Source organism: Peribacillus sp. FSL P2-0133 (assembly GCF_037975445.1).
Lineage (GTDB): Bacteria > Bacillota > Bacilli > Bacillales > DSM-1321 > Peribacillus > Peribacillus simplex_E.
Genome location: NZ_CP150254.1, coordinates 3,215,936 through 3,229,180 on the forward strand (window position 1 = coordinate 3,215,936; position 13,245 = coordinate 3,229,180).

Sequence of the window (13,245 nt, forward strand, 5' to 3'; positions counted from 1 at the left end):
CTACTTTCTCTTGTCATGCTATTACGTGATTAGAAAGCGTACCGATCTTCTCAATACTGACGTTCATCCGGTCACCTTTTTTCAACCAGATTTTCGGATTCCTTCCCATTCCAACGCCTGGTGGCGTGCCAGTTGCAATCAAATCACCTGGCATTAGTGTCATGGACTGTGATAAAAATGATATGATTTTCGGAACCGTAAAAATTAGGTTGCTTGTATTTGAATCCTGCATAATTTCACCGTTTAATTCAAGCGAAATCGCTAGATTGTGGGGGTCACCCACTTCATCTTGTGTCACGATAACAGGACCAAATGGAGCAAATGTGTCCGCTGTTTTGCCTCTCGACCACTGGCCATCCTGAAATTGCAAGTCTCGGGCGCTAATATCATTCATGATTGTATAGCCAAAAATGTAGTCATTCGCTTCTTCTTCTGATACATGTTTCGCTTCTCTTCCAATGACAAATGCAAGCTCTGCTTCAAAGTCGACCGTGGTTGAATTAATTGGAATTTCAATCGCATCATTATGACCGGCAATGGCATTTGAATATTTTGAAAAAATGACCGGTGATTCAGGAGGCTCCATCCCCGTTTCCTTGCAATGATCAAAATAGTTAAGTCCTACGCAAATGATTTTATCCGGCTTTGCGATTGGCGGGAGGATTTTTACTTCTGACAGATTGAATATTGCATCTTCATTAACCCGTTGCTCAATTAACTGTTCAGCACGTGTTCTTAACTCGCTGCTTCGTTCTATGAAATTTTTCATGCAAGCTGGAAATTCTTCTGGACCGAGAGCCGTTAAACTAATAATTTGATCATTTTTAACAAGACCGATGTGTTGTTCGGTTTGTACGGAAAAAGTCGCTATTTTCATATTTTTTCCCCTTTCCTAAGTCAAAGCGTATGGTGTTATTTCTCCGTTTAGCACCTGAACGATATTTCTCGCTGCCTTTTGACGAAGTTCAACCATTGCTTCCTCTGAATACCAGGCGCTGTGAGGCGTAATGATGACATTGTCCATTGTGAGCAGCGGGCTATCAGTGCTGACCGGCTCATTCTCTGTCACATCAAGTGCTGCACCTGCAATTACTCCTTTTTCAAGTGCATCAGAAAGTGCTTTTTCATCGATTATCGGTCCACGTGCCGTGTTAATGATAACCGCATTTCTCTTCATTTGTTTAAGGCGCTCCTCATTAATCAGATGGTATGTATCATCAATTAAGGGCACATGGATCGACAAATAATCGGCTTCTGCTATAATTTCGTCGAGTTCCATTTTTTGAACCCCAACCGCATCCATGTCGGACGCCGATACGAAAGGATCGTAAGCAGCAGTTTTAAAGCCGAGCGGTTTCACCTTTTCAATGAAACGGCGCGGAATCCGGCCAAAGCCTAGAACCCCAACAGTTTGCTCGTTAAAGCGATGAATCGGGACACACACTTTAAAGTCCCAGTTACCTTTTTTCACTTCCTTGTTTAACAGTGTCACTTTCCGCGCCGAAGAAAGTAAAAGTGCCAATGCATGATTCGATACTTCTTCCATGCCATAATCCGGTACATTGGCGACAGTAATCCCCTTTTCCTTAGCCGCATTGAGATCAATTGTATTGACGCCAACACCGTAACGGGAAATGATTTTCGTGTTTTCAAGCGAATCAATAACTCGGCGTGAGATAGGAGCATATTGATTTAAAATTGCATCCACTTCTTTTGCCTGCTCCATTACTTCTTCTTCAGTTTTGCATTGCGCTTTGATGAATTCGATTTCAAGACCCCTTTCTTGAAAAATCTCTTCTTCATATTTCAAATGTTCAAATTCGTAATCCGTTAATAATATTTTAAAGGACATTTGTGCCCAACTCCTTTTTAGTAACAAATACGTGAATATCAGAGGGGATCCCTCACGTTAATATCATCTATTTCGCTGCTGCCTTTTCAATTTTCGCAATTCCGAGTCCTTTTGCACCGAGTTTCGATGTTTTTGCTTCTGGATAGTATCGTTCGATCATTTGAATACCAATTGCGGCACGGCGTACACGTTCCTTTGTAAGTGAGACGTTCGTACTTTCCCATTGTTTCCCTGAGGGGTATACATCTGGGTGATTACGAAGGCCGAATTTGATGTAAACAGGCGCCAACACACGGATTATTTCCGGTATTTCATAATAGCGAAGAAAGCCTCCGAAGGTATCCGGAACTTCAACGTATAAATCAATTGGAATGTCTATTGATTGTCGGATCGCTGCAAGTTTAGACAGCGTTAATGCAGGTGGCACGTTGTAGGTATCCGCACCGATGTCTTCCATTAATTTGACGGATACTGGATTGGCTGACCCCATTTGAACCGATACTTTAACAACAAAGTCTTCCGGAAGCTGTCCGTATTTTTTCATTTCTTTCGTTAAAAGAAGGAGTCCTTCATCCGCAACTAACGCACCGCGAAGACCTAGTGCAGCCCCTCTTTTCAGGTCTTCCATGGCATAAACAAGCTGATCGGAGCCCTCATGGCGGATTCCCTGAGATTTGCCTCCTGGCGTAAGCGGTCCCGCACTGACATCCCATGAACCCCTGGGACCGACAAACAAACTCAGTTCCATGCCTCGCTCTGCTGTCATTTTACACATTTCTATAATTTCTTCATCCGTTTGAAGCATGATACCGCTGCCTTGAGATATTCGGTGAATAGTCAAGCCGAGTCGGTCAATTTCTTTCAATGTTTCTTTTAGTGCTATTGGACCTTCTACGCTTGGGAGTTCAATGCGGTATTGAGCACCGTCTGGAAATGTTTTCGTTGATGTAGGAAGGTCTTTAAGATCAGTTGATGGGTAGCCTAATTGTTCGAGCAAGTCTCGTGATTCTTTCATTTTTGGACGCCTTCTTTCATATTTATATTTTTTAAAAGAGCAGCTACTTTGTCGCTCAAATCAGCAGGGTATACGTCGCAGGGTGCACGGTGTCCAGCCGCAACATCAAACCAGCGCTGATGAACTGCTTCTTTCATGGCAGTAAAAAATGTCGGACCATAATTGTACACATCCATCAGTTTTGAAATCACTTGATGCTTTTTCTGTGCTTCAGCAAGGTCACCTTTATGATACGATTGATATAAATCAACGGAAATTTCCGGTGCAAAGACAGCGCTTCCATTAATACTTCCCGCTGCACCAATCATTTGAGCCGGAAGCAAGTGTTCGTCAAAAGCAGAGAAGACGCGGAAATCACTGCGAACTTTCTTCACTTCCGCGAGCACTTGACGAAGGTGCCCGAAATCACTGACCGTCTCTTTAATTCCAGCAATGTTTGAATGATCTTCAGCTAATTTTTTAATCAATTCGATTGATAAATTTTGACCTGTCAGGAGCGGTATATTATAAATGAAAACTTGCAGATTAGTATGATTCGCTACACTGGAAAAATGTCGGTATAATTGCTCGTCAGACAGCTTCCAGTAATATGGGTTGACTACGAGAACGCCGTTCGCTCCATGCTCTTCTGCATAAGAAGTCAGTTCTTGCACCTCTTTTAATGCGGTATGCCCCACCCCGACCATAACAGGCACTCGGTTGTTAATATGCTTTATCATTTCGCGTACATATAATTTTCTTTCTTCTGTTGTAAGCGATGAGAACTCACCTGAACTTCCCATCAATAAAATACCGTCTATATTCCGTGAGATTAATAGGTCGATATAGCTTCTGTTCAGCGCCATATCTAAGTTCCCCGTTTCATCAAATAAGGTGACTACCGGTGGAATGATGCCATGAAAGTCCATTGTTTTTCCTCCTTTTATTACCATTCAGCGATACTCCCGTCTTCATTACGCCAGATGGGGTTTTTCCAATCATGTCCGGTTTCTGCTGCCTGCTTCACTTTTTCCTCATCGATTTCCACACCAAGACCCGGTTTATCCGGAATGTTCACATAACCATTTTCATAGTCGAATAATTCTGGATTTTTCATATAATCGAGAATGTCCATGCCTTCGTTGTAATGAATACCAAGGCTTTGCTCTTGAATAATGAAATTCGGTGTCGTTGCGTCCAAATGAATTGATGAAGCGAGAGTCATCGGACCGAGCGGGCAGTGCGGAGCGATCGCTACATCAGAGGCTTCTGCCATCGCGGCAATTTTTTTTCCTTCTAAAATACCACCTGTGTGGGATAGATCCGGCTGAATAATATCCACATAGCCATCTTGAAGAAGCTGCTTAAAGCCCCAGCGTGTATACATCCTTTCACCCGTCGCAATCGGGCACGTAGTATGCCAGGCAATCTCACGAAGTGCTTCATTATTTTCCGGAAGCACCGGCTCTTCAATGAACATTGGATGGTACGGTTCAAGTTCTTTCACAATCGCCTTTGCCATCGTTTTATGAATCCTTCCATGAAAATCCACACCAATGCCAAAGTCTTTGCCAACCGCTTCCCTAATTGATGCAACGCGTTCGATGACCGCCTCTACTTTCGAAAAGCTATCAATGTAATTCATTTCTTCTGATGCGTTCATTTTGACAGCAAGGAAGCCCTCCTTCTGTTTTTCGATTGCAGCAGCAACGACATCCACTGGTCGATCTCCTCCGACCCATGAGTACACTTTAATTTTTTGGCGTGCTTTACCGCCGAGCATTTGGTATACAGGAATATTGAAGTATTTTCCTTTTATATCCCATAGTGCCTGCTCAATGCCAGAAATGGCACTCATTAAAATTGGCCCCCCACGGTAAAATCCACCTCGATAAAGTGTTTGCCAGATGTCTTCAATGTCGTTCGGATTTCTCCCAATCAAATAATCGGTCAATTCGTTAACTGCTGCTTTAACCGTTTCAGCACGGCCTTCCACGACAGGCTCTCCCCAGCCGGAAATGCCTTCATCCGTATCGATTTTTAAAAACAGCCAGCGGGGTGGAACTTTGTATAAAGAAATTTTTATGATTTTCATCAAGCACCTCGCATTGTTTTTTTGGAAGAAAGAGAGATTTTCAAACATGGAAACCTCTCTTACTCTTATTAAGAACCTTTAATAAAAACCGTTTTTATGGCTGTATAAAATTCTTTCGCCGCTTCACCTTGCTCTCGCGAACCCGTGCTCGATGCTTTCATGCCTCCGAATGGGGCTTGCAATTCCACGCCCGCACTTTCTGCGTTAATACGGACAAGCCCTGCTTCAATTTCATCGATGAATTCCAGAATCGAGCTAATATTTGATGTGAAGATTGAAGCACTCAATCCGTATTTCGTATTATTTGCCATGTCTATCGCTTCGACAAGATCGCTAGCTTTCATAAGCGCGATAACTGGTCCAAAAATTTCTGCCTGCGCTATCACCATATCCGTCGTCACATCTTCAAAAATCGCTGGTGTAATGAAAAAGCCCCTATCATAGTCACCGCCAGTTAATATCTCCCCGCCATGTATGAGTTTTGCACCCTCCTGCTTGCCTTTTTCAATGTACTCTTTCACCGTATTGAACTGGCTTTCGCTTGCACAGGGACCCATCCAAATTCCCTCTTGAAGGCCGTTGCCAACCGTTATTTCCGCTGCTGCTTCAACTAGTTTTTGTTTAAATACATCATAGACCGATGATTCAACAACCACACGGCTAGAAGCTGTGCATTTTTGGCCGGAGGAACGAAATCCACCGTTGATGACCGCCTCGACTGCCTGGTCGATGTTTGCATCTTTCGTCACGATGACTGGATTCTTGCCTCCCATTTCAAGCTGATATTTTATGCCGCGGGCGGAAGCTGATTTTGCGACGCTCTGACCGACACTTTCAGAACCGGTAAAGGTGATTGCATTTAAAAGCGGATGATCGATGAGCCCCTGGCCAATGATTGATCCTTTACCGGTAATAAAATTCACAACACCCTCAGGGAAGCCTGCTTTGGTAAAGCATTCCATAACTTTCGCTGCTGTAACGGCCCCTTCCGTAGCGGGTTTCCATACGATTGTATTGCCATATACAAGAGCTGGAGCCATTTTCCAGATGGGAATTGCAACCGGGAAGTTCCATGGTGTGATTATACCGACAACACCAAGTGGGGAGCGTTTTGTAAACATTAGGGCATCTTTATCGGATGATGGTATAACATCGCCGTCTTTCCGCATCCCTTCACCAGCATAGTAACGGAGGATCGCAACACCTCGTGCCGTTTCCCCTTTTGCTTCAGGTAACGTTTTACCCATTTCGCGAGTCATGGTTTCGGCAATTTCATCTAGATTTTCTTCCAATATATTAGCCGTTTTGAAAAGGATTTGCCCACGTGCAGACTGCCCGAGCCTGCGCCAATCCCTCTTTGCCTTATGCGCAGAAGCTACAGCCTTGTTTAAGTCATCTCCGGTTGAGCTTTGAACGTAGCCAACCGGTTCTTTGTCCGCAGGATTAATGCTTTCGATTGTATTTCCAGAAGATGCATCCACCCACTCATTATTAATGAAATTTTTATATGTCTTCGTTGCAAATGTAGTTGATATCATAATCTTTAGCTCCTTTTTCGTTTTAGAATGTCGGTCCAATTCTCCAAATACCAAAGTCATGCTGCTTTAAGATCTCCGCTTTTGTTAGTTTTCCGTTTGAAACATGTTGAATTTCTTGCATGATGCGACTTCCCACCTCATCAACGGTTTCTAAACCATCAACAATCGTACCTGCATTTAAATCCATATTTTCATTCATCCTGTCAAACATTGGAGTATTAGTTGAGATTTTTATTACGGGTGTTATAGGAGAACCTGTTGGCGTCCCTCTTCCACTTGTAAAGAGAACGATTTGGGCACCGCCTGCGACCATACCCGTCAATTGCTCAATGTCGTGGCCAGGCGTATCCATCCATACGAGCCCTTTTTTTGTGGGCACCTGGGCATAATCAATGACCTCTTCCAGCCTGGTTGTGCCTGATTTTGTCGCTGCCCCCAGTGATTTTTCTTCGATTGAGCTGAGACCTCCCTCAATGTTTCCCGGACTCGGGTTTCCGGTGCGGATGTCTACGCCCATTTGAATCGAGCGGTCTTCCATCATTTTAATAACCGCATAAGCTTTTTTGGCTACCTGGTCGTTTGCCGCCCGGTTAGCGATCAAATGCTCTGCACCGATAAGTTCAGTCGTTTCCGCTAATATTGCGGTTCCCCCCTGCTGAACAACCAAATCGCTTGTACGTCCGACTGCCGGGTTAGCCGATAAGCCTGAACATGCATCAGACCCACCGCATTCCGTGCCGACGATCAGCTCGCTAAAATCGCATAATTCCCGCTGAACCATTGAGGCATCCTGAACCATTTTGACCGCAATTTTAGCTACTTCGGCAATGGTTTGAAGAGTGCCGCCATGTTCCTGAATCGATACAGTTTCCACTGGTTTACCGCATTTAGCAATTTCATCTCCAATACGGTGCGCCTGATGTGTTTCACAGCCAAGACCGAGTACTATGACACCATATACATTTGGATTCATCCCCATTCCCGCATAGGTTCTGGCCGTTTGATCAAAATCAGAGCCCACTTGCGCACAGCCATGCTGATGAATGAATGTGACGGTTCCGCTCACCAATTCTGTGACGCGCTGTGCAGTTTGGGTTGCGCATGTTATCGTTGGCAAAATCAGTACATGATTCCGGACTCCGACGCGGCCATCCGGACGGCGGTAGCCCCAAAACTGCATTTTTTCATTCAGCAATTTTGTCACCCCTTCCTCTTTTACCTTCTAAATTGTGTACATGAACATGTGCACCAGCGGGAATAAAAGCTGAGGCTGCCCCTATGACTTCCCCATATTTAAATATGTCTGCTCCTTGTTCGATGGCTTTGACTGCGAACTTATGTCCAAAACGAATCGGTTCAAGAATGGGTACGACAATTTCTTCAAGGTCTGCCTTCACAACTACTGATGTGTTTGCAGGGATTTCGGATAAAGCGACAGCTACACTATCTTTCGTACTTAAGTAAAGTGTTTTATACTCGCCCATTTTGTCACCCCTTAAATTGTTTGAACTGCTTTACTTTGGATAACCGGATTGTTTAATACTCCAATCCCTGGTATTTCGATTTCGATTCGGTCATCCCCTTTCAATGTAAATTCATTTGGCGGAACCACGCATGTACCTGTAAGTAACACTGATCCGTCAAAAACAGTGTTATCTAAGACTAAATAGTCGACAAGCTCTTCCAATTTTCGTTTCAGTTGGTTTACTTTCGCTTCACCTTCAAATACTTTTTCTTCATTTCGATAAATACGGCACATGATTTTAAGCTCATATGGATCCGGAACAGCCTCTTTTAACAAGATGGCCGGTCCAATGGAGCAAGAGTTTTTCCATACTTTTGCCTGTGGAAGATAAAGCGGATTTTCACCTTCAATATCACGGCAGCTCATGTCATTACCTGCAATATATCCGAGTACCGTTCCCTCTTTATCTATGACAAGACCAAGCTCCGGCTCCGGAATTTGCCATTTTGAATCAGAACGCAAGTATACCGGATCATTCGGGCCCACGGTTCTTGCTGCAGTCGATTTAAAGAAAATCTCAGGACGCACTGCATCATAAACTTTGTCATAGAAAGTTTGGCGGTCCAGCTTTCCTTGTGTTGCTTCGTAGTTACGTGCTTCCTTGCTTTTCTTATACGTAACGCCAGATGCCCATACTTCCGGTGCATCGATAGGCGTTGTTAATTGAAGACCTTCCAATGGCCGCTTTTCCCCTTCGGCGACAATTTGTTTTACAATGTCAAACGCCGTTCTGTTATCATGGCGTGCCGCTGTAATCAACGACATAAAATCTGTAAATGGAAGATCCACCACATTGTTTTCGTTTGTCACGGCAGCAAGTTGTTTCTGATTTTCCTTTACATAGCGAATAATTCTCATTTTCTAGTTCCTCCTAAATGGCAGGCCTCATTTATATTTTTTGATATTCATAACCGAGCTCCTGCGAAATTTTACTGCTGCATTCCTTTAAGAGACGTACATAATACTCATGTGTTTCTTCATTTACTTTCGAAGCAGGCATCGATACACTCATTGCAGCGATTACCTTTCCTGAATAATCTCTTATCGGTACAGCAAGACAGTAAATGCCCGGTTCGTTTTCTTCATTATCCATTGAATAGCCATTAATGCGGGCTTTTTTGATTTCCGCTAAAAACTGCTCCTTGGATCTAATCGATTTTTCGGTCGGTCCCGTATAATCATAGCCGTCCAAGAGCAAATCCATTTCACTATCCGTTTTGGTTGCAACAAGAGATTTGCCAACTGCACTCGTATGAATCGGAACACGTCGGCCAATACGGGAATAGAGGACCGTTACCCCAGTGCCCTCCACTTTATCAACATAGACGCCTTCCTGCCCGTCTAATATGACAAGGTGCAGTGTTAAATTCGTTGTTGCTGAAAGCCATTCAAGATGTTTTCTTGCTACGTTGCGCAAATCGAGATGGGTCACAACAACACTTCCCCTCTCCAATAGCTTTAATCCTAGCGAATATTTTCCATTTTCTTCGCCTTGTGAAATATAGTGATGCTCCTGTAAAGTTTTTAATAGTGAATGAACCGTACTTTTATGTAAATTCATTCGCTTGCTTATCTCTGTGATAGTTAGTTCGCGCTCACGCTCATCAAATAAATCCAATATTTTCAAGGCACGCTCCACCGATTGGATGATAGGCATCGTTCCTCACTCCTTTTATAATTCTGTCTACCTTTATCTTATCGGATTTATGACGAGCATTCCTCACTTTATTTCAACTTTTTTTCCTTGGAGTAATATATCCTGTTCATAATCAAGTACCGCATCCTCAATTACAGCGATTGGAACAACACCATTTGCTGCATCTGTATGTCCAAACATCCTGTTGCTGGCCGCAACCATTTTTTGTCTAACTTTCATCCGCTGCTTACGTTCAGCTGCCAATGATTGTCTTTCTTCTTTAGAATGATCTGCAAAATCATGAACAACCTTTCCTGAATGAAGTGGAGTAGCATCTACAAAATCAATCCGTCGATTACGAAGCTGAAGGTGAATTACATCCCCTGATTTAAGTAAACCAATACCGCCGCCTTCATACGATTCCGGTGTCATATGTCCTATAGCAGCACCATATGTGACTCCTGAATAGCGGCCGTCGCTTATGATTGTAGCGATTTTTTTCATAACACGATTTGCATTGATGTGTTGCATTGGTGTAAACATTTCCGGCATTCCGAATGCTACTGGCCCCTGCCCTGAGATAATGATCGCAATTTTCAATGTGCCTTCTTCAACCATCCTGTCAAATAACTCCCCATAGGAAGCAGTTTTTAGAAGAGACCATTCCGGCTCATTGTTGTATTTAAGAGATTCTAGCAATAGATTATGTTCAAAAAGCCTTTGCTCTTTTATTTTTGAAAGCAGATTTGAATCGAGCAGGCTTTTATTTGCATCATCTTCATTTTCATAATAAAGGACAAATGCCAGCTTATCATCGAATTGGTCAAGCTGAGGTGTCGGCATTCCGCTGATTTTAACAACGGCGCTTTCAAAGAAGTTTCCTTTTAATACATCTACACCACTGAATCCACGGCGTGGATTGGATAAAATGACCTGATTTTTCTTTACATTAACCGCTTTTAGGCTACTTGTAATCGAAAGACGTTCTTTCCAGGTTTTTGCTGCGACAGTCGGCGCATCCTGATCCATTGGTACACCATTCTCGATAAGTTCATAAAAAAGTGTTTCCATTCCCCTGCTTGTCCCGCTGCAACACTGCATCGCAAGTGAATAAATGTCCCTTCCTTCTGTCAAACTGTAATCAAATAAGTCAGGAATTGGATGTGAATGATGTATGCGGTCAAGGTCCCATAAGCTGAATTTGAATCCTGCATAAAGCATGCCTGCAACAATATGCATCATTAAATTAGTAGAACCACCCGAGGCGCTGTGAATACGGATTGCATTTTTTATGTTCGCAGCGACAATGTTGGCCACGCCGTAGCGCTCTTCATTTATCATGCCGGCAAAGCTATCAAGCACCGAGTTAATCTGGCGTTGTGTTGGTGGATCGGTTAACAGCTCCACGGCTGGATGAACGAGACCCATGCCTGCCACTAAATGACGTGAACTATTACCCGTACCATTGAAGGCACATACACCTCCCTGCCCGTCACATGTTGCGACAGCAAGTCTCATTTCAAAATATTTATGCTGTTCCTTCGTCAATATTCCACGTTCATACGCCCTTTCAAACACACCCTGAAATGCAGTATTCGATGAACATTGCAATATATATGCCATCGTATCTCGTAAATCAACGGCTACATCAGTAGCTCCTTTATTTTCCGCTTTTTTCGCAAGAGTTTCCAATTCCTCGATCACGTCAGCTGGAATCGAACCGCCTTCTAATACGTGAGCAGGCGCGAATGTTGCGAAAAAGGGAGCTTCACCACGGTTTCGGCGAACACGATCAACATGTGCGAGTGCACTTACAACACCAAGAGGCTGCTTATCACACCCTTGAATGACGAATGCACCATGATAACTGTGAGCTTCTAGCTGGTTGACAACCATTTGTGCAACCGCGTTTCGGCTCTGGAGAGAGTAACTCATTCCTTGATTGTTTTGCGCAGTTCCATCACACATTACCGGTGTCGAGAAATGAAACGGCACGCCGCCGTTTTGCCAGATGCGGATTGCTGCCCGTGCCGACGTTTGATAATCCATTATATGGGCCGGATGATCGGACGAACCACCGATAATTGCGATACGCGGGGCATTCCTCTCGAGCCGCATATAAATTTCTTCAAGCGTCCAATCAGGCTTCCCCCCTTCATATGTGGAGCCAAGCGTCAGCTTCGAACGGTCCAACAGACCCGCAACCGTAATGGGTTCATTTGCTTTTCCCTGTACATTATCGCGGTAAGGGTTTATTTCGTTATCAATTAGTGGATATAGGTGTGTCATTTCAGCACTCCTTTTCTGATTTCAAATGGATTCTTCCATTCTCTAAAAATATTAACGAAGGTTTTTAGTCTAGTGCCAATTCTTCTGGTTCTGAAAGGAGCTCTATATTTTTGTTTTTTAAAGCTTCTTCCTTCATGCTTTCAGAAATCCAAATTTCACCGATTTCAAGCGTGTTTTTTATTCTTACCACTCTCACTTTATTCAAATCGAAGGCATTGCACGTTTTGATAGCAGCTTTAACAGCCAATTCCTGCGTATCTAAAAACATTGGGAGCTTTACTACATCTGTCACTGTGCTTGTGAGTGCATTGGCATAGCCTTTTTCCCATTCGATTTCATTCATGACGGCCTTCGTCGTCATATCAGCCATGCCAATGCCGTTTGCATTACCGTGAGTTTTTTCAGTAAGTCCAAGTACAACGGTCCGTTTAACGTCTGGCCCCCCGGTAGCATATGGAGTGGCGAAGTTACCCGTAATATTCGGATCCATTCCATCCCCCGAAATATCCTTTCCGAGTTCATTTACAATAAGTACGTCGATCGAATCGAAATGGATTTTTGGCATCATTGATTTTGCTTCAAGCAATAGTCCCGGTTCCACTTCCTCCAGTTCCTCTGCGGGGACTGCGACGATTTTCGCTGGTTTATCATAGGCATTTTCAATAGTCGCAAGACCAAATATGATAGGAGCTTTTGCTAAAGAGATTTTCGCCATTTCAGGGACATGTTCCGCCATATACTTAAAGCTGTATGCATGTGCAGCTTCGGCTCCCTTTTGCTTGCCTAAACCGATTGTAATCATTTTCATTAGTCCGCTTTCAACCGGTCCACGAAATGCCGTATGTGGTTTTATCCGATTAATGACTATGATTTTATCTGATTCATATGCAAGCTTATCAATATAGACAGGGAGCCCATTTGGCAATTCATCCAGTTTAATAACTTCCATCGATGACAGTATTGGCGCTCCAACCGATTCTTCTGAAATACCCAGCTGAAGCAACACATCGATTTGTCCTTCCGCTGTAGCACCCCCATGGCTCCCCATTGCAGGGACTATAAAAGGATTGCCGCCAGCCTCCTTAACGGCAGCCACCGTTTCTCTTACTAGAGTAGGAAGGTCCGCTACCCCTCTGCTTCCTACTGCAATTGCCACCCTGTCATCTTCATTTATTCTTGATAAAACACCTGCTTCTTTTATCGCCTTCTTCACCTCACCAGCTACATCAGCGATTTGAAGTGTATGAAATTTCTGCCTCACTTTGACCATTTTCGGTAATTGGATTTCACGTAAAAGTTCAGAGATAATGTCCATT

Annotated in this window: 12 protein-coding genes; all 12 read right to left on the bottom strand. The window is 43.6% G+C overall.

The features are described from left to right. Positions 1 to 13: 13 nt before the first annotated feature. Positions 14 to 877 (bottom strand): fumarylacetoacetate hydrolase family protein, encoded by an 864-nt coding sequence (locus tag MKY17_RS15315; RefSeq protein WP_098369476.1) that lies wholly within the window; start codon positions 875 to 877, stop codon positions 14 to 16. Between the two features lie 15 nt (positions 878 to 892). Further along, on the bottom strand, positions 893 to 1,852 hold the full coding sequence (locus MKY17_RS15320; protein ID WP_339200151.1) for a C-terminal binding protein: 960 nt from the start codon (positions 1,850 to 1,852) through the stop codon (positions 893 to 895). 67 nt (positions 1,853 to 1,919) lie between these two features. Beyond that, positions 1,920 to 2,867: a U32 family peptidase gene (locus MKY17_RS15325; RefSeq protein WP_098369474.1), complete on the bottom strand. Its 948-nt coding sequence runs from the start codon at positions 2,865 to 2,867 to the stop codon at positions 1,920 to 1,922. Beyond that, positions 2,864 to 3,775, bottom strand: coding sequence for a dihydrodipicolinate synthase family protein (locus tag MKY17_RS15330; RefSeq protein ID WP_098369636.1), 912 nt, complete (start codon positions 3,773 to 3,775; stop codon positions 2,864 to 2,866). Before MKY17_RS15330 ends, MKY17_RS15325 begins: the two co-directional genes overlap by 4 nt. Positions 3,776 to 3,792: 17 nt before the next feature. Next, positions 3,793 to 4,941: a galactonate dehydratase gene (gene dgoD, locus MKY17_RS15335; RefSeq protein ID WP_098369635.1), complete on the bottom strand. Its 1,149-nt coding sequence runs from the start codon at positions 4,939 to 4,941 to the stop codon at positions 3,793 to 3,795. Positions 4,942 to 5,009: 68 nt separating this feature from the next. Further along, positions 5,010 to 6,479, bottom strand: a complete 1,470-nt coding sequence (gucD, locus tag MKY17_RS15340; RefSeq protein ID WP_098369634.1) for an alpha-ketoglutaric semialdehyde dehydrogenase GucD — start codon at positions 6,477 to 6,479, stop codon at positions 5,010 to 5,012. Positions 6,480 to 6,501: 22 nt separating this feature from the next. Beyond that, positions 6,502 to 7,659: a UxaA family hydrolase gene (locus MKY17_RS15345; RefSeq protein WP_098369633.1), complete on the bottom strand. Its 1,158-nt coding sequence runs from the start codon at positions 7,657 to 7,659 to the stop codon at positions 6,502 to 6,504. Positions 7,660 to 7,663: 4 nt separating this feature from the next. Continuing rightward, positions 7,664 to 7,963, bottom strand: a complete 300-nt coding sequence (locus MKY17_RS15350) for a UxaA family hydrolase (RefSeq protein ID WP_098369473.1) — start codon at positions 7,961 to 7,963, stop codon at positions 7,664 to 7,666. A gap of 11 nt (positions 7,964 to 7,974) precedes the next feature. Further along, positions 7,975 to 8,862: a fumarylacetoacetate hydrolase family protein gene (locus MKY17_RS15355; protein WP_098369472.1), complete on the bottom strand. Its 888-nt coding sequence runs from the start codon at positions 8,860 to 8,862 to the stop codon at positions 7,975 to 7,977. A 31-nt stretch (positions 8,863 to 8,893) separates the two neighbouring features. After that, a complete protein-coding gene (locus MKY17_RS15360; protein ID WP_098369471.1) occupies positions 8,894 to 9,661 on the bottom strand; it encodes an IclR family transcriptional regulator in 768 nt (255 codons plus the stop codon). Between the two features lie 63 nt (positions 9,662 to 9,724). After that, positions 9,725 to 11,929: a dihydroxy-acid dehydratase gene (locus MKY17_RS15365; protein WP_339200152.1), complete on the bottom strand. Its 2,205-nt coding sequence runs from the start codon at positions 11,927 to 11,929 to the stop codon at positions 9,725 to 9,727. A gap of 64 nt (positions 11,930 to 11,993) precedes the next feature. Beyond that, positions 11,994 to 13,244: a lactate racemase domain-containing protein gene (locus MKY17_RS15370; RefSeq protein ID WP_098369469.1), complete on the bottom strand. Its 1,251-nt coding sequence runs from the start codon at positions 13,242 to 13,244 to the stop codon at positions 11,994 to 11,996. Position 13,245 lies beyond the last annotated feature (1 nt).